The following is a 21,691-nucleotide window of genomic DNA, read 5'->3' as shown; positions in this document are numbered from 1 at the left end:
CAATAATTCTGCAAAAAAATGATTTTATGCTCCGGCAAGCTTTGCTCTACCGCAGGCTTACAGAAAAACCCTAGTAGACAAACACCTCATTGAAATTGTCGTAGAGAGTACTAGCTTGAGTCGAACTCACCACAGCCAGGAGGTCTCCGCCGCTAAAGATTTCAGCACCATCCTGACCATCAACGATGCTCAGATGATAAGGATTGGCAACATCAAAGGTAGTTAGACCAAGCTGGAAGTTGTTGACGGTATCAAATCCATCCCCGGTGTTGAGGACAATTCGATCCTCACCACCCCCTAGCCACAGGGTGTCGTAACCACTGCCACTATTAATGTAATCATCGCCAGAGCCAGAATAGATGATGTCATCACCAGAACCACCAAAGAGTTGATTATCACCCTCACTGCCGAAGATGGTATCGTTACCGCTACCACCGTAAATCCAATCCTGCTGTGAACTACCGTAGATCAGATCATTACCACTAGCGCCGACAAGGGTATCAATTCCCTCAGCACCAGAGATCGTGTCATTGCCATCGAAACCGTTAATATAATCGTTTTCGACAGTGCCGGACAGGTTATCATTGCCTGCTGTTCCCGTGATAATATTGATAGAATTCATTGATGTTTCCTCCTTAATAAGGAATCCTCAGTTGCTATGTAACCCACACCTCGGTTGTATCTGAAGTTACATCTGAGGTGGTGTATGAGGCTGTATCTAAAAACTGCTGTGTTTTTCAGCCTCCAATAGTTAATCAAACTAAATTTGCCTTTTTTCTACAAAAGGTCCGATTTTTGTAATATTTTTTAACAAAAGCCCTGGGCAGACCAACCCTGATCAAAAATGCGCCTGAGTTCACTCAGACGCACTATGCTAATTAAAAAATGATTTTATACTCGGGTAAGCTTTGCTCCACCGCAGGCTTGCAGAAAAACCCTAGACAAACACCTGATCGAGATTGTCGTTGAGAGTGCTAGCTTGAGTCGAACTCACCACAGCCAAGAGGTTTCCGCCGCTCGAGATTTCGGCACCATTATTACCATCAACGATGCTCAGCTGATTAGGATTGGCAACATCAAAGGTAGTTAGACCAAGCTGGAAGTTATTGATAGTATCAAAGCCATTGCCGGTTTCGAGGACAATTAGATCATCACCACCCCCTAGGAAAAGGGTGTCGTTACCAGTACCACTATTAATGAAATCATTGCCAGAGCCAGAATAGATGATGTCATCACCAGAACCACCAAAGATTTCATTATTACCCTCACTGGCGAAAATGGTATCGTTACCGCTACCACCGCGAATCACATCCAGCTGTGAACCACCGTAGATCAGGTCATTACCATCACCGCCGAGAAGGGTATTAATTCCCTCACTACCAAAGATTGTGTCATTGCCAGCCAAACCCTCAATCTGATCGTTTTCGACAGTGCCGAACAGGGTATCATCGTTTGATGTTCCTGAAATCAGAGTGTCATCAATATCTAAGTTGATGTTGAGATCAATCAAGCCTGTGCTGGACGAAAAGCCATCAACAGCAATTTGGTAGGTTGTACCAGCGGTAACGGTAAATACAACTTGGCTTTGCAAACCAGAGGTATCATCATTACTGGCAATCTCTGTTAAGCTGTTAACTGCTGAACCAGTGTAGACTGCTAGGCTAGTGTCGTAGTTACTCCCAAAAGTATCAATGGTCACGATACCATCAGCGGCAGCTGTCCAAGACCACCAACCAGAATTTAACGGGCTGCTAATGCCTGCATGATCCGGCTCACCTGGCTCCCCAGTGAAACCCAGACTATTGCCTGTAGTACTAACTGATGTACGGTTTAACGATATCCGGTCGGCAAAGTTATCATTAGAAACGATTGATGCTCCCTCATCTAAGTTGATGTTGAGATCAATCAAGCCTGTGTTGGACGAAAAGCCATCAACAGCAATTTGGTAGGTTGTACCAGCGGTAACGGTAAATTGAACTGCGCTTTGAAAACTCATGCCATTATCATCATTACTGGCAATTTCAGTTAAGCTGTTAACTGCTGAACCGGTATAGACTGCTAGGCTAGTGTCGTAGTCACTCCCAAAAGTATCAATGGTCGCGATACCATCAGCGGCAGCTGTCCAAGACCACCAAGCAGAATTTAACGGGCTGCTAACTTCTGCATGATCCGGCTCACCTGGCTCCCCAGTGAAACTCACGTTAGTGCCTGTGGTACTAACTGGTGTACCGTTTAAGGATATCCGGTCGGCAAAGTTATCATTAGAAACCATTGATGTTCCCTCCTTAATTAATTAATTAATCGTAAGTTGCTATGTAATGCACACCTGGGTAGTATCTGAGGTTGTATCTGAAAACTACAGTGGTTTTCAGCCTCTAATGGTTAATCAAGTTAAATTTTCCCTTTTTCTGAAAAAAGGTAAGCATTCAGCTCAGGCCAGGGCTGATATATAGTCAGCGTAGATGCGCCTAGGGCGTTAGCTGATGGCTGAATGTTTGAATTTGAATGTTTGAATTTATAGATTCATAATAAGCGAAAAAATTGCTATTGATTATAAAATCAGCATAATTCTACGTATCGATTAGTTAAAGATGTTGTGAAATAAATTTACTTCACTTAGAGAATTTATAAAAAGCTTTAATTGGATGATAATTCATGTCCTTTAAAGCATTTAAAGCGTTTGGCAATTCGGTCAGGTACAAATTCTTGGGTTTTAGGGAGCAGGGAGCAGGTAAGAGTTCAGAGGGCAAAAGGAAAAAATCCTGTGTACCTGAGGTGAGACCCGTGGCGAATTTAATTATTAATGCTTCGAGCACATATGAGAGTTATTCAAAATGCTGTGGTTGCTGGTTTTTAGGAATCATAAATTAAGACTTATAATTTATGATTAACTACAACTAAATAATTACAAATTACTAATTTTATGAGATATCAAATGTGGGCTATTATCCTTCGATAAATCCTTGCAGCTCTTATTCCAAATCCTGTCCAGAAACTATCTGGTAATCTCAATGGTCTTTTGTAATCTGTCCACAGTGATCACATTGACAGTGGTTATGAAAGCAAAATCTATCCCTTTTGCCTCTTGCCTCTTGCCTTTTGCCTTGTCAACAGCCACGGTTTATGAGACTTATGCAAGAGGTCTAATATATAATTAGAGCGCGATCAAAGAAGCTATATAAGTAAGTTGTTTTTCTTTGTTAGAGTTTTATTTAAACAATTTACGTCAGCTGTCAGCCCTCAGCTTAACATAAACCTGTTTAGGGATAATTTAATGTTGAGAGATTAATGAAAAAAGCATATGCGATACCCGAACGCTACTTGATGTGCCGTAAGCTGTCACTCCTCAGCAGACTTAACTCAGATTCAACTAATGCTTACCTATTTTATTAAAAACCTATTCGCGTAGCGTGGGCATAGCGCATTAGCTGATAGCTGATAGCTTACAAATTTCCGCTGTTTCACGAATGGGCAAGTAAATAGGTGATGCTTGCCAAGCTGGCACCAGCCATGACGATATTTTTTAAATAGCTTAAATAGCGTTTTGAGTAACTGCTGCTGAGTAATAATAAGAAATAGATATCTAGGTATACACGAGAATAATCTAAATAATACCCTAAGATAGTCATGCTAGTCATTGAAAATAGCACAGCATAAATAATGGCACTGATTAGGATAACTTTGTTTTGCCGCAGGGACTGACTGGCTAGCAGTATAGTAACTACAAAAGCTGCTATTAATAAGGCAAATGAGTAAGCTTCAAACAGGTTTTTTACCCCTAGTCCTCCTGTGAGACTATTAATCAGCTTTTGACCTATGCCAAATAGGGGGTAGCCAAAATTTTCACTACCTTCTAGATTCTCTTGAGCCTCTAGATGATAGAAAACATAGATAGCCCACCCAGCTACTGGTATCCAAGCCCATAATAGATGTTGCAGCTGCCGACCTTTGCGTTCCCATATACTGGTTAATAAAATTGCCAACCACATTAATAGCATTGTCTCCCGCGTCAGACAAGCAGCTGCGATCGCTATTGCTGTGTAAATCGGTTTTTCATTGCGATAAAAATAGATAGCTGTTACCAGCAGCAAGCTACTGATTAAATCAGCTGTTGAAAGAGATAAAACCATCCAAACTCCTGGTATAGAAAGAACCAGGAGTGATTGCCAAGTTCTACCACTATATCGTTTGAGATATAAACTACTCACAAATACTATCAGAATAATAGCTAGACAGTTAATTCCAACCATTGCGTAGGGAATTAGCTGGGGATTCCCAAAACCTAATAAATAACCTAGCAGTGGATACAGAATTCTTCTGTAGCGATATTGCGGAGGAGTAATAGCTTCTATTGTCCCTGAGTTTTCTAACCATGGATCGAGGGCAATACTCAGAAACTGTTGACCATCATATCCCTGCTCTCCCTGATAAATCAATACTTGATCACTATTGAGATAAGGAGAAATAGGAAATAGTGACCCAATTCTGAAAAAGCCAGTAATGTTCCCTTCAAATTTTACAAAATAAAAGAAACTTACTATAACTAATACTAAAATAGCAGCCAATATTGTATGCCTAATCTCAATAGGCTGCCGATTCCATAATTGTTTCATGACCTAATATCATTTTCGGTTGAACACTTATAATTAGTAGATAATAGGGAACAGGTAACAGGCAACAGGGAACAGGTAACAGGCGATGATAAGGGAGATTACCTACAAGAAGGAAGCTCAGTTTTTTGATAACTGATTATATAGCTTTTCTTGCATTTATGAGGTACGCTTCTCAACCTCAAAGTCCCCCTTTTTAAGGGGGATTTAGGGGGATCGCTTTGTACCTCATAGCTATAATAATTGCTATAGTAATATGATATAACCCGATATTCCCTTTCTTAACAAACACTATAATTGCTGATAAAATTAGCAAAAATTAAAAATGCGCCTGGTTAATTCCAGACGCAGGTAATCTTTGCAGCTGATGATAAAAAAAATTAAATGAAATGAAATTAACCGAGTGCTTCAGCACCACCCACAACTTCCAGAATTTCCTGGGTAATTGCGGCTTGCCGTGCCTTGTTGTAGGTTAGGGTTAGTTTACCAGTCAGTTCCGAAGCATTATCACTAGCATTACTCATTGCTGTCATCCGACAAGCCAGTTCACTAGCTGCTGACTCTTGTAATGCCCGTAGTAACTGGTTATTTAGATATAAAGGCAACAGGGCATCCAGAATTTGGACAGGGTCTTGTTCAAAGATCATGTCACGGGGGAAAGTCTCGGTACTTGTCCTTGTGACTACCTCCCGCTCCACCTTGAACTCACCACCTTTAGTTGTCAATCTGAAGATCTCATCATCCTGTGATTCTAGTCCCTTAGCTGTTAGGGGTAGCAGGGTTTGAACCGCAGGTCGAGAACTAATCAATGAGACGAATTTGGTGTATATCAACTCCACCCGGTCTACGGTTTCAGACAGAAACAGGGAGAGGAGTTGGTCAGCAATCATAGATGCTTCTGATGCGGTGGGAATCTGTTCTAAACCGGTGTACTTGGCATCAATTGGCTGGTCGCGGCGCTCGAAGTACTGAATAGCTTTTCGTCCAACTAGCACGTATTTGTAGCCAACCCCTTTCTCCTGTAGTTCCTTTGCACGGTTTTCGGCACGCTTGATAACGTTAGTATTGTAACCGCCACATAGTCCTCGATCCCCTGAAACGACGAGCAAGCCTACATTCTTGATTTCCCGTTCTTTTAGTAGGGGCAGATTGGCATCTTCAAACTGCATCCGGTTTTGCAAACCGTAGAGAACTTGTGTTAAGCGGTCAGCAAAGGGACGGGTGGCAGTTACCTGTTGTTGAGCACGACGTACCTTAGCCGCAGCCACAAGGCGCATCGCTTCGGTGATTTTCCGGGTATTTTTGACTGACTTAATGCGATCGCGAATATCTTTTAGATTAGGCATAATCTGTTCAAGGATGAAGGATGAAGGGTTAAATTTGTCTCGGGTTGAAGGTTGTTTGTCAGAATGCAGAATGCGCGAATGTAGAATTAAGAATTAAGAATTAAGAATTCTACATTCTGCATTCGCGCATTCTTAATTCAAAAAGGTTGTTCGCCAAAGGCGTTCGGTGAAGGGTAGGTTGAAGGTTTAAGGTTTAAGGTTGACTGTTTTTTATAGAACCTGCAACCTACTAACCTGCAACCTACTAACCTGCAACCTGCAACCTACTAACCTGCAACCTACTAACCTGCAACCTGCAACGGAAACTAACCTGCAACCGAAACTAATCTTTAACCTGTTAAGCGGAGACTAGGAAGGTCTGTTTGTATTCTGCGATCGCTTCCTTTAGAATGCTTTCGGCTTCATCAGTGAGCTTCTTCTCCTTTTTGATGATCTCAACGTACTCTGGCTTGCTGGTTTTCAAGTACTCCCGCAGTCCCTGAGTAAAAGTTGTCACCTTATCAGTAGGCACATCATCTAGATAGCCATTGAGTCCAGCGTAAACGATTGCCACTTGCTCAAACACAGCTAGGGGGGAATTCTGAGGTTGCTTCAACACTTCCCGTAAACGCTGACCCCGAGCCAACTGAGCTTGGGTAGCGGCATCCAAGTCGGAGGCAAACTGAGCAAAAGCTTGCAAGTCGTCAAACTGGGCTAGTTCTAGCTTCAACTTACCAGCCACTTTCTTCATGGCCTTGGTTTGGGCCGCAGAACCTACCCGTGACACTGAGATACCAGGGTTAATCGCTGGTCTGACACCAGAGTTAAATAGGTCAGAGGAGAGGAAGATTTGACCATCAGTAATAGAAATTACATTAGTCGGGATGTAAGCTGATACGTCACCAGCCTGAGTTTCAATAATAGGCAGTGCGGTCATACTACCACCACCTAGTTCATCATTCAGTTTTGCTGCCCGTTCCAACAACCGGGAGTGGACGTAGAACACATCTCCTGGATAAGCTTCCCGTCCTGGTGGACGGCGCAGCAGTAGGGACATCTGGCGATAGGCTTGAGCTTGCTTAGACAAGTCATCATAAATCACTAGGGTTGCCTTACCGTTGTACATAAAGTACTCGGCAATCGAGGCACCAGTGTAGGGAGCCAAGAACTGTAGAGTAGCTGGGTCATTGGCGTTCGCTGCCACGACCACAGTGTAGTCTAATGCTCCTTTTTCCTGGAGGGTATTCACCACTTGGGCTACAGTAGATGCCTTCTGACCAATAGCAACATAGACACAAATTACATCTTCCTGTTTCTGGTTGATGATTGTGTCTACAGCAATAGCAGTTTTCCCGGTTTGTCGGTCACCGATAATCAACTCCCGCTGACCGCGTCCAACGGGAATCATAGCGTCAATAGCGGTGATTCCCGTTTGCATGGGTTCACAAACTGAACGCCGCGCAATAATCCCTGGGGCCATGGATTCAACCAGACGGGATTCAGTGCTTTGAATGTCCCCCTTACCATCAATGGGACGACCCAAGCCATCAACTACCCGACCAATCAGTGCCTCTCCGACGGGTACCTGAGCAATTTTACCAGTAGCAGTAACCGAGCTACCTTCCTGGATATTTAAACCATCCCCCATCAGCACTGCACCCACATTGTCCTGTTCTAAGTTCTGGGCAATGCCAACGGTGCCATCTTCAAACTCCAGCAGTTCCCCAGCCATGCACTTTTCCAAGCCATAAATCCGGGCAATACCATCACCAACTTGCAAAACCGTTCCAACGTTGGAAACGGCAAAACCTTGGTTATATCCTTGAATTTGCTGCCGAATAATGCTGCTAATTTCGTCTGGTCTAATGCTAATCATGATGTGTTTTTATCGTTAACTAACTAATTGTTTACTGTTAACTATTAACTGTTGACTGTTGACTGTTGACTGTTCAAGGTTATGTCCCAAGGGGTTAATCTTTAACCAACTAACCTACCCTAAAAGGTAAGCCTTAGGGAACCAACTAACTTACCCTACACCGACTCGTCTTGGGCGAACAACGAACGTGACGTACTTCAACTCGTCAGAGCCATACCGATGCGACGGAGTTGTCCTTTTAGACTGGCATCAAATATCTCAGACCCGACTTTAATGATCACACCACCAATTACATCCGGGTCAATTTTTGTATCCAGTTCTACCTGATTGGCTCCCGTGAGGGACTTAACTTTCTCACGAACTGATTCTTGCTGAGCTTCAGAAAGTTCTATTGCTGAACTCACCTCAGCCAAAACAGTTTGATCTAACTCTCTGAGAAGTTCTTGGTACTTCAGGCAAATGCCTTCCAAAAACGCAATGCGCCCACGGTCTACTAGAATCCTCAAAAAATTCATGGTGTAGGGGTGAAGTTGGTCCCCAGCAATTTGTTGCAAGACCCCGATTTTATCCTCAGCTCTGACCACAGGAGAGCCTAAAAACTCCTGCAATTGTGGCGATTCTTTCAAAAGACTCAGCAGAGTATCTACATCCTCACTCAGTTTGCCTTTGAGTTCGTTATCGGACTTAGCCAAATCGAGCAACGCTTCTGCATAAGGTTCGAGTACTTGGCCACTCAAAAAACCACCTTTCATGAGCCACCTCCCAACAGAGCGATGTTGCGGTCAATTAATTGTTGTTGAGCGGAATTATCTAATGTCTCTCTTAGTTGGGAATCAACCTTAGCCATTGCCATGGTAGCAACTCGCTGGCGTAGTTCGGCCATGGCTCGTTCCCTCTCCGAGTTCAAATCCTGAACTGCTGATTCTTTCATCCGTTCAATCTCTTGAGCCGAAGCGGCCAAAATTGCCTCTTTAGCTGCTTTAGCATTAACTTCTGCTGCAGCACGAATGTTTTCTGCCTCGACTTGGGCTTGAGCTAACTTCTGCTGTTGATCTGCTAAGGCTTCGGCTCCTTGTCTTTGACGAGCTTCTACTTCTTTAATCGCCTGTTCAATTTTTGAGCGTCGCTCACTCAAAATGTTTCCCACTAATTTGCTTCCGAAGTAGTAGAGTACTCCCAACAAAATACTCAGGTTGATTAGGTTGGTTTCAAGAATATTAAAGTTTAATCCAAAACCACCTTCTCCATGAGCTTCTGTTGCCAATAATACTAAATTCCCCATCATATCCGTTTACAATTGTTTTGAACGCATAATCTTGCTAAGCTATGACCTGTCCACCTACTCTCAAGATAATTATCTCAAGACAATTATTTCAAGACAATTATCTCAAGACAATTATCTCAAGATAATTAATAGTTTGAAATAGTTTGACAGTACTCCCACATCGCCAATCTCTTAGGAGTTTTAGTAAATATATGGGTCAGGCGGTCAAGACGCCACCATTTATCTTACTAACGCTGGCCCTAACAATTTTTCTAAGATTTGGCGAGATAGATCATCCACCTGTTGTTCGAGGGAAGCCATTGCTTGCTGTTTCTGTTGATCAATTTCTTCTTGAGCTTTTGCTCGTTCAGCCTGAGCTTCTTGTTGGGCTTCAGCGATCGCTTGAGCTGCCATTTTTCTGGCATCTTCTTGAGCAGAAGCGATCACAGCTTGAGACTGCTTCCGGGCTTGACCCAACTGTTCTTCATACTCTTTAGCCATTTCTTCGGCTTTAGACAAGCGTTTTTTGGCATCAGATTCCTGATTCCGGATGTATTCGTCACGCTCATCCAGCGTTTTTGTCAGTGGCTTATAGAATATGGTATTTAATACAACTGTCAAAACCAGAAACTGCAATGCCATCAGAGGCAGAGTAGCATCAAAATCAAACATTTTTTACAAATCCCAAATCGGAATAAAACCGAACAATTCACCTTATCAGACCTACCATGTAGAGACGTTGCCTGCAACGTCTCTACATAAAGTATCAGGTTCTAAGAAAATGGGTTAGCAAACAGCAGTACCAGAGAAATTACCAGACCATAGATAGTCAGGGATTCCATGAATGCCAAGGTTAACAGGAGAGTACCGCGAATTTTTCCTTCAGCTTCCGGCTGACGAGCAATACCTTCTACAGCTTGACCAGCAGCATTTCCTTGACCGATACCAGGGCCGATAGCAGCTAAACCGACAGCGAGAGCAGCAGCGACAACTGAAGCAGCAGCAATGATTGGATCCATGATGATTTTTCTTATCCGTGAGTAAAGAACAAAATAGAGAGCTACTAGTCAGAAGGATTCTCCGAAGGAGTGATCAATTCCAACTATTCCTAATTTAAGGCTACCGTGCCATTCCCATCATAAGGTTATCCCTTAATGTTCTTCGCCTTCGACTTCTATTGCCTCGTGAATGTAGGCAGCTGCCAAGGTAGCGAAGACCAGGGCTTGAATTGCACTGGTAAATAGACCTAGCGCCATAATTGGCAACGGGATAAACAGAGGCACTAGCAGCACCAACACGGCTACTACCAGTTCATCTGCCAGAATATTGCCAAATAAACGGAAGCTTAGGGAGAGGGGTTTGGTGAAGTCTTCTAAAATCTTGATCGGCAAGAGGATTGGTATTGGCTGAATATAGCCAGCGAAGTAACCTAAACCCTTCTTGCTCAAACCAGCGTAAAAATACGCCAACGATGTTAGTAAGGCTAAAGCAACGGTGGTATTGATGTCATTGGTAGGAGCCGCCAGCTCACCGGATGGGAGCTCGATAATACTCCAAGGAATGAGGGCTCCTGACCAGTTTGACACGAAGATAAACAAAAACAGTGTACCGATAAAAGGTACCCAAGGGCGATATTCTTTTTCCCCCAGCTGGTTTTTCGCTAAATCCCTCAAAAATTCTAGGGCGTACTCCATCAAATTTTGGATACCGCCAGGAACCATTTGGACATTTCGAGTTGCCGCAAGGGAAGCTACTACCAGAATAGCAATCACTACCCAGGAGGTGAGAAAAACCTGACCGTGTAATGTTAAATTGCCAATCCGCCAATAAAAGTGTTCACCAACTTCTAAGGAAGCAAGGGGTAAAGAATTCAGAACGTTTAAAGAATTTATCATTTCCATTCTGGAGATTTACCCAGATTTCTGTCAAGGGTGAAACGTCTGTTTATCCTACCAAGAAATCCGACTTAAATAAATCTTACTTAGAGGTAGGATTTAGTAGGCTTTGCAGGATATAGACGATAATTGCGGCTTTGTACGTCAGAAACCCTAAAAATATAGGAAGTATTTGTAATTTTTGCCATTGACTGGCTACTACAATTATCCCAATAAAAACCGCAAACCGAGCCATGCTCGGACGCCTATTTTGTTGGCTTAGCCGCTCTACGTCTTTAGCCAACATTCTCAAGTAAACCATACCAGTACACGCCCCGATCAAATAATTTAAGGCAATGTTGAGGGAGTAAACCAGCCACACACAGATGAAAATAATCCCTGTCGCGACTAGGGTGACCAACAACAGAGTTTGTTTGAGTTGGTAATACTCCTGCATTGACGAACTCGTTGAAGGGGACAAGTAACTTGTTTGCGTGTTTTCCTCCATGGTCAATGGTTTCTCAAGAGGGTCATCTGACAAGTTCACCGGTAGCAGCAAATGCTAGTCCAGTCATCTGGCTTGTTTTCACAAACCAGAGGTAATCATATCATGGGAAAGGTCACAATACTTAACAAATCTGGTAGAAAAATAACTAATTCCTCGGAAGTGCGGTATAAGTAAGGGTTTCGGCTGACAGGGTGATGATAAATGGGGCAAGGGATGGGTGCATGTAACCCATAGGTAGCGACTACACAAACTAAGCTTGCAGACTTAGGCTCACCACATCGATGATTTTCTCTGAGTCCTTGAGGTGCGCACTTGGTGTGTATAGCTCCACCCTTGAGGGGGCAGGGGGCTAGTGCTAGACGGTGATTGACTGACTTTACTCCTAAAACCCTTGATTTTAGATAGGCAGCGGTGGAGCGGTAGCTAAACCCAACATTGGCAATGGTTTTGTTGGGTTTCGCTATTGAGATCCTGATGCGTTCGCGTAGCGGCTCGTACCGAGCATCACGTTTAACGGAAGGATATCTCATTTGGCATCCTTCTTAAGAAGTATCTCGCAACTAGCGAGAGGCAACAAAGGTACAACCCAACAAAAATATTGGTTAAATATTACTGAATTGAATTCAATAAATACCGACATGGTCAGCAAAGCACTAGTATAGATGCCAATTTGTCGCTTCATGGCACTCAGAAATACTAGACTCATTACCAACACCATTGGCAACTTAGCTTTGATACCAATGAAATCAGGATTTGATAATGTAATTAACCCATCTAAGGAAGGAGCATTAACATGTCCGTCTGGATTTCTAGTGGCTGAAAATAGAATCGATTTAAAGAACCCTTCTGCATTCCATAAAATAAATGGTAGTGACGTTATCCCAGGGATAACAAGTATTAATAACAAAGCGATAAAGGTATCCTTGACAGGATTCTCCTCTGATGATTGCCAAGCCCAAATCAGATAAAGTGGTAGTAAAAAGATAGCAATTTGTTTAATCGCTAAAGACAAGCTAAACATCAAGAAAGCTGTGGACTTGTGTTTCGGCAGTAACATCAGGGAAAGAATCAGAAAAAATATGGCTAGGAAATCTAAGTTAGCGTCGATACTCACATAAAGCGTCCATCGGTTCAGTAACCATAATAAAGCAGCAAACCAGCCAAAAATAAATAGGTTATGGTTATACAAATGATATAAAATTAAACCAGCAATCCCGATATTAACCATTAAAAATATCGGTCGCCATAGGGAAATCCAGTCTGAATAGTCTTGGAATCCTAATAATTGAGTTAATGCTGAAAGCCAATAAAAAAGGGGGAAATACGTAGCATACTTCTGATTTTCTCTCATATTTCCCGATAAGACTCTAGCGTAGGGATTTTCCCCCGATAAAATTCGCTTCCCTTCTACCCAGCTATAGTAAATATCGTGTCCCTCAGTGTTATAGTTCCAAACTTGCAAAAGTTTGACATTAATGACAACACCGACAACAGCGATTAAAATTAGACAGATAATTACTAAACTCTTTCTTTTACTCATCATCATTTTAATTCTTGATTATTCGTTAATTAACAATTAACGAATAACCTTCAATGATAAGTATTCAATGGAATTTGAGCTCACGGTTTATTTTCTCAGGACGCCCCATCCCAGCTGTGATGGCATAACTTTGAGCCAACAACTGTAACCAAAGCCGTGGAGAACGCTTTTCAAGCCAGGGCTGTAACCGTCGAACTAGACTGGGAAACCAACCTTTGAGCAACCCGCTGACCAAGGCATTGCTAGTAAAACTTAAGTAACTGCCTACCCAAAGCAAGAAATCCTTAGCACCAGCCATTTCCAAAATCCAGGGGATGAGGGCAGGGTTTCGCCGAGCTGCTTTGAGTGCCAGTCGATTAAAGGTTAACCAACTGAAACGGTCTTTAATAAACGTATCTGGTACCTCCGGTGGTTCATCTGCCAACAACCCAAAAAAGGTATTGAGCATGGCGTTAATCCGTTGGGGTGGTAGATGACGACCTGTTGGTACCATCATCCCCTGGGAAAAGAGCCAGGTCACAGCAATATTACTTTGATAGGCACGAATTTGATTTAAATCCTTAACACTCAAAAGATTGTGCCGCAAGGCAGTGTCCAAGAGATCGGTTAAGCGATAGAGGTTACGCACTAAGGAACCGAAGCCAGTGAACACCAAGGGGGACTGAAGGGAAGCAGCATCACCAATGGCAACCAGTCGGTCAAAGGCCACAATGCGATCGCGACTTCCCACCGTAAAATGTCCGGGAATATACCCAAAGGTTGGCTTCTTCCACACCAACTTTTCTATATCACATCTGCGGTATTCCGGTAAGATAGTAAAGAAATCTTCATACATTTCTAATAAAGAGCCGGGATTCTCAGGATGTATCTGATGGTAATGGAACAAATAAATTGTCAATTCCTCACCTGCACCAGGGAACAACTCCCAAATCAGCTGACGTCCCCGTGAAATATCCCCATGACTATTGAGAACATCACCATAATCGGGATCCCACACCTGAGGCTCTAATCCCTCAATCACAGCCCCCACGGTGGGACAGACACTATTAAACGCCCTACCCCCATTGAGCTGCCAAGCAATTGGTGAAGCCGTTCCCATGGCATCCACCAACAGACGACCACTCACTTGTCGGTTAGATTTAGTCGGTAAGTGTTGCAAGTCCACCACAACTTCCTCTGGGGTGATAGTTGCTTGGATAAACTCTGTCTCATCCCAGATTTCTCCCCCAGCACTCTTTAGCTTTTTCCCACACAGTTGCAAAAACTTAGCAGAATCAATGGCGATATTGAGCACCCTTGGGGTGTGCAAGATGGCTGCTTTCAAGTGGGGTGGGTTGTTGCTATCAAAGAACTTATTGAATCCATCAACGTATTCCCTAGCAATGATCCCTTCAAACTCAGTTGGGGTAAATAAACCCAAATCAATCAGGTTTTGAAACTCATCCCGTGAAATATTCCATTCCCGGTTCATCCGCCCAAAGGTTAACCGCTCAATCAGCAATACCCGATAACCCCGCTGCGCCATTGTTGCAGCATGGATCACTCCCAAGGCACCACCGATGTAGATTACGTCGTACTTAGAGGTTGAAGGTTGAAGGTTAGATGCTTGAAGGTTAGTTGGTTGAAGGTTAGATGGTTGAAGGTTAGATGGTTGAAGGTTAGATGGTTGAAGGTTAGTTGGTTCAAGGTTAGATGGTTGAAGGTTAGATGGTTGAAGGTTAGATGGTTGTTCGCGTAGCGTGGCCTTTTGGCCAAGGTTGTTTTGGGAACCTTCAACCTGCAACTGGCCAACCTTCAACTGTTGGGAACCTTCAACCTGCAACTGGCCAACCTTCAACTGTTGGGAACCTTCAACCTGCAACTGGCCAACCTTCAACTGTTGGGAACCTTCAACCTGCAACTGGCCAACCTTCAACTGTTGGGAACTTTCAACCTTCAACCCCTTAAACACTACCTGCTTGGGCTGCTGGGGGTTACGAACCCCCTCACGCCAGCGCTTTTCCCACCAATAAACTCGATTAAGGTCATATTCTCCTCTAGGCATTTTCCGGAAAAAGTGCACAGTCTGAGGATAATAGGGTGCTAATGCTTCAAAGATGGATTGCTCAGATAACTCTACATCCGGTGGTTCTGGATAGTGGTAGGGGAATTGGTCCCGAAGACTTTGGGTCAGCTGTCTTAGAATTAGGTTTTCGCCGCTCAGGGGCTTTTCGGACCAACGAAAGGCTTTGAGGTAGGTGGTTCGCTGCACGGACCACACAAAAATCGAGATTTCTGGAATCAAAGAAACTACAACTGTAGTCTTGTGATTAGAATTCTCATCAGGAGTAGTCTCCCATTGCAGACGGATACCATCCGGCGTGATTATCTTATCCCCGAGCTTAGGCTGCCATTCCTGTTGCAACCAGTGGCAGACACTCTTTGTGTCTGGTGTAGGGATTTCTACGTACAGAATCTCTTTCATAGGGGTTATGTGATCATAAATGTCATTAAGAGGAGAGACGGAGGTAATCAGTGCTGAAAATACGCTAAGCTTCCAAGTATCGACTTGTTTAATATTCGTAAAAATACTTTACATTGATTTCAGTTTAGTTATAGTCAAGGGTGCCCTTGTTTGTTAGGTATGAATTATCCCATTCCAGCCAGTCCACAAGAAATAGTCGCCCTACGTCAACAACCGGTTGATGAAGAACTGGTGGTAGTGGCGATTGCTGGTGTCATTCACATTGCCCGTCAAGAGGGACAGTCCCTTGACGATTTAACTGCCGAAGTCTTAGCAGAAGACGATTGGCTTGATCACTCACAAAGAGTATTACTCAATGACCTCGTTGTCCAAGCCTGGGAGAGTCTGCCTGAATTGGAATGGCAGGCGTCTTAAACTCAAGCCAAGATGGTGATCGTAATTGCTACGACTCAAGCTATAACGCATCTACCTTTTTGATCATTGATTGCCATTGATTGGCAAATTAACCCCAGGCTGACCCATTCCTATTTTTAGAAAACTACTCCTGAGTCAAACTAGATCTTCAACAGAACCGATCAATTCCTATTCCCCTTGCCTAGTAGCTTGATCACGCTCTCGTAGCTGCAAGAGAATTTGGGCATGAAATTCCTTGGTGATGGGATAGAAGTAAGCGAGTGCTATACCACCAATCAAGAATAGGGTTGGCAATGGTCCAATAGCGATACGGATGGCTAGCAGTGCGGAATCGGGTTGGGTGGGGACTGGTTGCCCAGCAGTAGATGAGATGAATCCTGACCACTCTAGGACAATACCGACTAAAAACAGTCCTAGGGCTAAACCAAGTTTTTGCAGCAAAACCATGAAGCCATAAAATACCCCTTCCCGACGCTGACCTGTGGTCAATTCATCGAGTTCAATCACATCGGGCACCATGGACCAGGGGATCAGATAAGCCACAGAAACGCCAAAACCAGCCATAACAGCTAAACAGTACATTAAGGCCACTTGACCAGGTTGTAGCAAAAATAGACCAACTTGAGCGATAACCCAGATACTAGTGCCCATAAAGTAAGCGGTTTTTTTGCCCAATCGCTCACTGACCATCTTCCAGAAAAACAGCATTAATAAGGCAGTACCTTGAACCGCAAGGGCGACTAAGGGAAAGGTAGACTCGGGCAATCCCATCCAATTGACTACGAAGTAAAGCAGGATAGAACCGATTAACTGGACACCTAACCAGGAACACAGATAAATGCCAATCACATAGAGAAAAGGCTGGTTACTGAATACAATCCGCAGTTGCTCAAAAAAAGATAAGGAGGCTGAAGTGTCAGCTTCAGAGCGCTCTGTGAAAGCAGAGCTATCTTTCAGGTGGGGTTCTGGGGTAGAAAATATCAGAGTTATACCAAAGACGGTAATTAGTAAACCAAGAAGACTGAGAAAGATACCAGTGATATCAGGGTTGCTAGTGGCACCCAATAATTGGGCAGTCACTGGGATAATCCGGGCAATGCCATAGAAAAATGATAGGGGTCCAATTAGGGTGAGCAGAGTTCCTACAGTCTTTTTCTGCTGAGTTCCCAATATAGGCTGTGCACCTCGTTCTTGGATGCGCAGCACACACCACAATATCGGCACCACCGCCAGCAAGGTGGTGACTAACCCTAGCACTAGATATTGCTGACCACTATCACCGGCATAGGCACTAAAAATTAATCCGCCTAGAACTAAGGTTAGGATGCTGCCACCGATGGAAAAGGTAAAGCGAAAGCTGTTGAGGCTAGTGCGTTCGTTGTAGTCTTGGGTGAGTTCTGGAGTTAGGGCGGTGTAGGGTAGGTTAACTGCAGTGTAGGCAATGTTGAACAGAATAGCAATCAGAAGGTAGTAGCTAAACAGCAACCAGTTATTGATAGTATTGTTATGACTGAAGTGGGGGACAATCCACTGTAAGAAAAACAGAACACCAAACGGAATTGCCCCAAAGAGCATCCAGGGAATGCGACGCCCCCAACTAGAACGAGTGCGATCGCTCATAATCCCAACCATGGGATCATTGATGGCATCGGAAACTTTGCCAATCATCAGAATGCTCCCTGCCAAACCCGCTGGTAAACCAGCCACATTGGTTAAAAATGGCAGGAGGTAAAAGACTAAGAGATTGGCGGTCATGGCTGGACCCATATCTCCAGCACCATAAGCTAGTTTGGTGGTAAAGTTAAGCTTTTCGAGTCCACCGGAGACTTGGGCAGGATTACTGGCATCAGAACTAGAAACATCACTCATAACCGATAAGATAATTTAGCTAGGCAATGTGGTGATCGGGATTTTTTTAGCAAAACGAATCACTCATAAGCCATTTCTAACATTAGACTTCTTGTATAAGTAGGGAAATTCCGAACTTGGGAAATTCGGAACAACCGCTGGTAATGGTCGAATAGTTTTCGACTTTTGCTAATGGTCGATTCCCTGAACAATACCTAACCAATATCAATTGCGCGAACTATGTCAGAACTTTATGTCTCCTGGTCAGAGTACTATGAAAAAATCGAACGGCTAGCTGTCAAACTCTATCAAGCCGATTGGGATTTCAACCAGATTGTCTGTATTGCTAAGGGAGGATTACGGGTTGGTGATATCCTCTGCCGCATTTACAATCAGCCCTTAGGGATTCTGTCTGCTGCTTCCTATACCGGAGCAGACAATCGGATCCGAGGACCGATTACGTTTTCGAGCCACCTGGCAATGACAACGGCAAAATTAGGTAATCGGATCCTGTTGGTGGATGATTTAGTGGATTCTGGTATTAGTCTACGAGAGGGGATTAAATGGCTTTATAGTCATTATGGTACAGAAATTGAGGAGATTCGTACTGCTGTGATCTGGTATAAAGGCTGTTCTGGGATTGCTCCTGATTACTATGTGGATTATTTGCCAGATAATCCTTGGATTCATCAGCCTTTTGAACCTTATGAGTCCATGAGTCCAGCTGATTTGGCTCAAACCTATTTAGTTAGAGAAGTGTGATCCGATCAGCACAGAGGGAGCAGAGGAACCAGAGGGGGCACAGAAATAATAGTTGAAAGTAACCTAGGACTGAACAGAAGTGATATAATATCGAGACTCGACTACCTTGCTCTACTCAAGCTAGCAGAATTGGAGATTTTCCCAGTAAATGCGATCGCTTTCTGGGGGGAAAGACTGGATAGTTTTGAAATTCTGATCCTAGAGGCAAGTGAGTACGATTTCGCTTTTCGCAGCACCCCAAGGGGCAATCCCATGGGGAATTGTGATTGCGGAAGTGTGATTGACTTAGCTATGACTCATAGCCCTCAAAATGCAATTTTAGGGCTATACAAAGGCAGAGGCTTAATTTGGCTTGCCTAAGGCTAGGCTAGCCATAAAAATTTATGGCTTCTGACTCAATCGTGCCGAATTGGCATCAGACTATTGGGTAGGCTATCACTGGATAGAGAGGTGACAAGCCATAATCTGATCTACGTAAATACTGGAAAAAAATACCTAGAACAAATGGAAATGTCAACAGTAGAACAAACAGAACAAACGGAAATGTCCACAAACCCTGAACCCGAAAATAAGAAAGAAAATAAGAAAGGGTTACGAGGAACCCCAGCTCAAGCTACAACTCGCCTGCTGCTACACTTGTGGGATCTAGGGGGATCAAAGCAGGAAGTGAAAAGAAAAGACTTAAGTGACACAGTGAAACTGAATAATGAGAGGTCTGGTGATTATACTGACATCTTTAAAACATTGGAAACAGATGGGACGATCAAGAAAACAAAAAAAGCCCGAATCGAGTATGTGTTTTTGACAGAGCAAGGCTTGGAAGTGCTAGACGCTGGCATCAAAAGCGCTGATTTTGAGTTTGATGGTAGTCTGGTCAGAGCCAAGGATGTCAAGGCTGTTCTAAATTGGATTAGAGAGAGAAGCTCAGTGGCTAAGGTCGTTGAGGCAGGCGCTGATGCTGGGAAAACTGGGGAAAATGCGATCGCTTCTTATGAAACCTTTGAGTCGGTGGTCTTGGAGGTGTATGACAAGCTAAATCAGGACTATAACCTTGATGATCTCGTACCGATTTATCGGATTAGACGGGAAATTGGAGATAGTGTCAGTCGTTCCCAGTTTAATGAGTGGTTGTTGGAAATGCAAGCTAACGAGATTTTACAACTCCAAGGTGGTAGCTTACCGGATAGCGATCCATCCAAAATTGAAGATTCCATCACCACAGAACTAAGTGGATTACGCTGCTATGCTAAGCGGCTATAATCCTAGGCTGCCCTGGTTATTGTAATAAATCTCTGTTGACTGTTTGTAGCGTTTCCTCACACCAAAATGACTAACAGTTGCTCATGAATAACAGTTCATCTCCCCTTGAACAACTCCAAAATATCATCAAAAAACAAAACCCTTTTAACAAAGAGCTAGTTGTCAAGAAGCAAAATGTATGGCAAAAAGCATTTCCTGACGTTCCTTCTATCAATGCTCATGCCTCCGACGCTGTTTTTAAGGCAGTTGAACAAGTGCGTACCGGGGAGCGTCACGTTATTGGCATTACCATCAAGGCGGAAAAAGGGTTAGGCAAAACTCATTTGCTCAGTAGGGTTCGCCATCAAATTCTTCAAGCTGAAGGCGGTGCTTGGTTTGTATACATGACTGATTACAATGACCTTAATCGGATCAAGCCGGAATTTTTGAAGACCCTGGCATTAAGTCTTAAGGAGGTTGGTAGCCAGGGGGTGACTCAGTGGCAAGAGTTAGGAACTGCTTTAGCCAATGAGGCGATGCAAAAAAATTACACATCTCAGCAGTTAGTCAATGTATTTCACAATGCCTTGGCTAAAAATCCTAAGCTAATTGATCAACTGACTGATAAAGTTCTTGAAATCAAGACCGACATCGACAATCCGGATCTGATCAGAGCGATTTTATGGACATTATCAAAGCAGCATGCTCCTTATGCTATTAAATGGCTGTCTGGGAAAAGTTTATCTCAGAAAAAAGCTGACGAGATGGATTTACCCAACGATTCGGAAGATGACAAAGACGCTTTTGATATAACTTGTCAAATTTTAGCTCTAATTAGTGATTACAATCCCTTGGTGGTATGTTTTGATCAATTAGATGGTATAGAATGTAATGATATAGGGTTTACCAGAGCACAAGTTATTGCTAGCTTAGCAACAGATTTATACAGTAGCCTTAAACGGGGTGTGCTTCTGACTGCTATGTATCCTGACACTTGGACACATCAAATCAGAGCATTACCTTTGGATGAGGCAGTTGTTGACAGAATAGGCGAGCGAGTAGTTGAGTTGAATTATCTCAACTCTGAGCAGATCATTGATTTAGTTTCCCTATGGTTAAAAGGGTTTTATGCTGAAAATAAACTGACTCCTCCTCAGCGGGTTTATCCCTTTACCGAAGAAACACTGAAAGAATTGGGGAAACAACGACCAACAGCAAGAAGGGTTCTGCAATGGTGTCAAACTAACTGGGGATTACCTAATGGTCAGCAAGTTTCATCCCATAGACCTCCTATAAATCCCGTTAGCTCTGCTTATAATAACGAGATCAAAAATATTGACAATATTGACAATGAAGAGTACATGGAGGATGACTCTCAACTAACTAACGCTATTAAGTTTGCTCTCAAGCAACTCATAGGACAGATAGTGGAAGGAGTCACAATCGAAAAAATTGAAGCTCCCGTTAAACCAAAAAATAAATACCTCGGCGTCAAGATAGTTGGTAAACAAGAAGGTAATACGGTCAAAATCGGACTAGCAGTGATCCAAGCATCTTTTGGAAACAGGGTAACGACTGGGTTATCTCATCTTGGGAATTATAAAAAATATGATCTGACCCGTGGTTGTTTAGTCCGCTCTAAACCGATAAGTCCAAATGCCAAGAAGGCTCAAGAGTCTTTGAATAACCTTAAGGCTCAAGGAGGAAAATCCGTAGCGTTGAAAACAGAGGAGGTTAAGCCTTTAATTGCGATTCGCGCTGTTTATGACAGTCGTGAAGACTATGAGTTGAGTGAAGAGCAGATTAAAGATTTTATCTCTAACACAAAGCTAGCTATAGATAACCGATTACTGCGAGAAATTTTGAGTGCTCCATCGGGACAAATTACTGAAGAGGCAGTGGATGAAGAGGCGTAAAGTTAAAGGATGATTAACTCAATGGATCTATATAGCAAAGGGAATAGGTAA

21 protein-coding genes are annotated in these 21,691 nt (G+C 43.3%); 5 read left to right on the top strand and 16 right to left on the bottom strand.

What is annotated here, in order from left to right; genetic code table 11:
- Positions 1 to 70 precede the first annotated feature (70 nt).
- The 15 genes from F6K53_RS02060 to F6K53_RS01990 all read right to left on the bottom strand — a co-directional run bounded on the left by F6K53_RS02060 (position 71) and on the right by F6K53_RS01990 (position 15,461).
- Positions 71 to 622: a calcium-binding protein gene (locus tag F6K53_RS02060; protein WP_293065706.1), complete on the bottom strand. Its 552-nt coding sequence runs from the start codon at positions 620 to 622 to the stop codon at positions 71 to 73.
- Positions 623 to 937: 315 nt separating this feature from the next.
- Complete coding sequence (locus F6K53_RS02055; protein ID WP_293065703.1) at positions 938 to 2,272, bottom strand: hypothetical protein; 1,335 nt, start codon at positions 2,270 to 2,272, stop codon at positions 938 to 940.
- Between the two features lie 723 nt (positions 2,273 to 2,995).
- Entirely contained in the window at positions 2,996 to 3,118 is a 123-nt protein-coding gene (locus F6K53_RS02050) for a hypothetical protein (protein WP_293079792.1), read from the bottom strand.
- 343 nt (positions 3,119 to 3,461) lie between these two features.
- Positions 3,462 to 4,613, bottom strand: coding sequence for an AZOBR_p60025 family cell surface glycopolymer formation protein (locus F6K53_RS02045; RefSeq protein ID WP_293065700.1), 1,152 nt, complete (start codon positions 4,611 to 4,613; stop codon positions 3,462 to 3,464).
- 392 nt (positions 4,614 to 5,005) lie between these two features.
- On the bottom strand, positions 5,006 to 5,956 hold the full coding sequence (locus F6K53_RS02040; protein ID WP_070392134.1) for a F0F1 ATP synthase subunit gamma: 951 nt from the start codon (positions 5,954 to 5,956) through the stop codon (positions 5,006 to 5,008).
- 337 nt (positions 5,957 to 6,293) lie between these two features.
- Positions 6,294 to 7,811, bottom strand: a complete 1,518-nt coding sequence (gene atpA / locus F6K53_RS02035; protein WP_293018186.1) for a F0F1 ATP synthase subunit alpha — start codon at positions 7,809 to 7,811, stop codon at positions 6,294 to 6,296.
- A 197-nt stretch (positions 7,812 to 8,008) separates the two neighbouring features.
- Positions 8,009 to 8,563, bottom strand: a complete 555-nt coding sequence (gene atpH / locus F6K53_RS02030) for an ATP synthase F1 subunit delta (protein ID WP_293018185.1) — start codon at positions 8,561 to 8,563, stop codon at positions 8,009 to 8,011.
- Positions 8,560 to 9,093, bottom strand: coding sequence for a F0F1 ATP synthase subunit B (locus F6K53_RS02025; RefSeq protein ID WP_075898224.1), 534 nt, complete (start codon positions 9,091 to 9,093; stop codon positions 8,560 to 8,562). The genes atpH and F6K53_RS02025 overlap by 4 nt, the downstream gene beginning before the upstream one ends.
- A 222-nt stretch (positions 9,094 to 9,315) precedes the next feature.
- Positions 9,316 to 9,747, bottom strand: a complete 432-nt coding sequence (locus tag F6K53_RS02020) for a F0F1 ATP synthase subunit B' (protein WP_293039151.1) — start codon at positions 9,745 to 9,747, stop codon at positions 9,316 to 9,318.
- Positions 9,748 to 9,848: 101 nt separating this feature from the next.
- Positions 9,849 to 10,094 carry an ATP synthase F0 subunit C gene (gene atpE, locus F6K53_RS02015; RefSeq protein ID WP_070392129.1) on the bottom strand — a complete coding sequence of 82 codons (246 nt, stop codon included), beginning with the start codon at positions 10,092 to 10,094 and terminating at the stop codon, positions 9,849 to 9,851.
- Positions 10,095 to 10,226: 132 nt separating this feature from the next.
- A complete protein-coding gene (gene atpB / locus F6K53_RS02010) occupies positions 10,227 to 10,976 on the bottom strand; it encodes a F0F1 ATP synthase subunit A (RefSeq protein ID WP_293018183.1) in 750 nt (249 codons plus the stop codon).
- Between the two features lie 76 nt (positions 10,977 to 11,052).
- Positions 11,053 to 11,406 (bottom strand): ATP synthase subunit I, encoded by a 354-nt coding sequence (locus tag F6K53_RS02005; protein WP_293018260.1) that lies wholly within the window; start codon positions 11,404 to 11,406, stop codon positions 11,053 to 11,055.
- Between the two features lie 146 nt (positions 11,407 to 11,552).
- On the bottom strand, positions 11,553 to 11,987 hold the full coding sequence (locus F6K53_RS02000) for a hypothetical protein (protein WP_293065693.1): 435 nt from the start codon (positions 11,985 to 11,987) through the stop codon (positions 11,553 to 11,555).
- Positions 11,984 to 13,003 carry a hypothetical protein gene (locus tag F6K53_RS01995; protein ID WP_293065690.1) on the bottom strand — a complete coding sequence of 340 codons (1,020 nt, stop codon included), beginning with the start codon at positions 13,001 to 13,003 and terminating at the stop codon, positions 11,984 to 11,986. Before F6K53_RS01995 ends, F6K53_RS02000 begins: the two co-directional genes overlap by 4 nt.
- A 58-nt stretch (positions 13,004 to 13,061) precedes the next feature.
- A complete protein-coding gene (locus tag F6K53_RS01990) occupies positions 13,062 to 15,461 on the bottom strand; it encodes a hypothetical protein (RefSeq protein WP_293079788.1) in 2,400 nt (799 codons plus the stop codon).
- Between the two features lie 159 nt (positions 15,462 to 15,620).
- Here F6K53_RS01990 and F6K53_RS01985 point away from each other — a divergent pair, with 159 nt between their 5' ends.
- Positions 15,621 to 15,875, top strand: a complete 255-nt coding sequence (locus F6K53_RS01985; RefSeq protein ID WP_293039139.1) for a hypothetical protein — start codon at positions 15,621 to 15,623, stop codon at positions 15,873 to 15,875.
- 168 nt (positions 15,876 to 16,043) lie between these two features.
- On the opposite strand, the gene F6K53_RS01980 is transcribed toward F6K53_RS01985, so the two are convergent.
- Positions 16,044 to 17,744 (bottom strand): MFS transporter, encoded by a 1,701-nt coding sequence (locus tag F6K53_RS01980; protein ID WP_293065683.1) that lies wholly within the window; start codon positions 17,742 to 17,744, stop codon positions 16,044 to 16,046.
- A gap of 219 nt (positions 17,745 to 17,963) precedes the next feature.
- On the opposite strand from F6K53_RS01980, the gene F6K53_RS01975 reads away from it, so the two are divergent.
- The 4 genes from F6K53_RS01975 (at position 17,964) to F6K53_RS01960 (ending at position 21,640) form a co-directional block, all read left to right on the top strand.
- Positions 17,964 to 18,485, top strand: coding sequence for a phosphoribosyltransferase family protein (locus tag F6K53_RS01975; protein ID WP_293065680.1), 522 nt, complete (start codon positions 17,964 to 17,966; stop codon positions 18,483 to 18,485).
- A gap of 129 nt (positions 18,486 to 18,614) precedes the next feature.
- Positions 18,615 to 18,845 (top strand): hypothetical protein, encoded by a 231-nt coding sequence (locus F6K53_RS01970; RefSeq protein WP_293048004.1) that lies wholly within the window; start codon positions 18,615 to 18,617, stop codon positions 18,843 to 18,845.
- Between the two features lie 90 nt (positions 18,846 to 18,935).
- The gene (locus F6K53_RS01965; protein WP_293065677.1) at positions 18,936 to 19,745 is read left to right on the top strand and encodes a hypothetical protein; all 810 of its coding nucleotides are present in this window, start codon (positions 18,936 to 18,938) and stop codon (positions 19,743 to 19,745) included.
- 83 nt (positions 19,746 to 19,828) lie between these two features.
- Positions 19,829 to 21,640, top strand: a complete 1,812-nt coding sequence (locus tag F6K53_RS01960; protein ID WP_293065674.1) for a hypothetical protein — start codon at positions 19,829 to 19,831, stop codon at positions 21,638 to 21,640.
- Positions 21,641 to 21,691: the final 51 nt, after the last annotated feature.

Origin of the sequence: Moorena sp. SIO4A1 (genome assembly GCF_010672065.1) — a bacterium.
Lineage (GTDB): Bacteria > Cyanobacteriota > Cyanobacteriia > Cyanobacteriales > Coleofasciculaceae > Moorena.
Note: the sequence above shows the minus strand (reverse complement) of the source record. Positions and strands in the feature narration are given on the sequence as shown.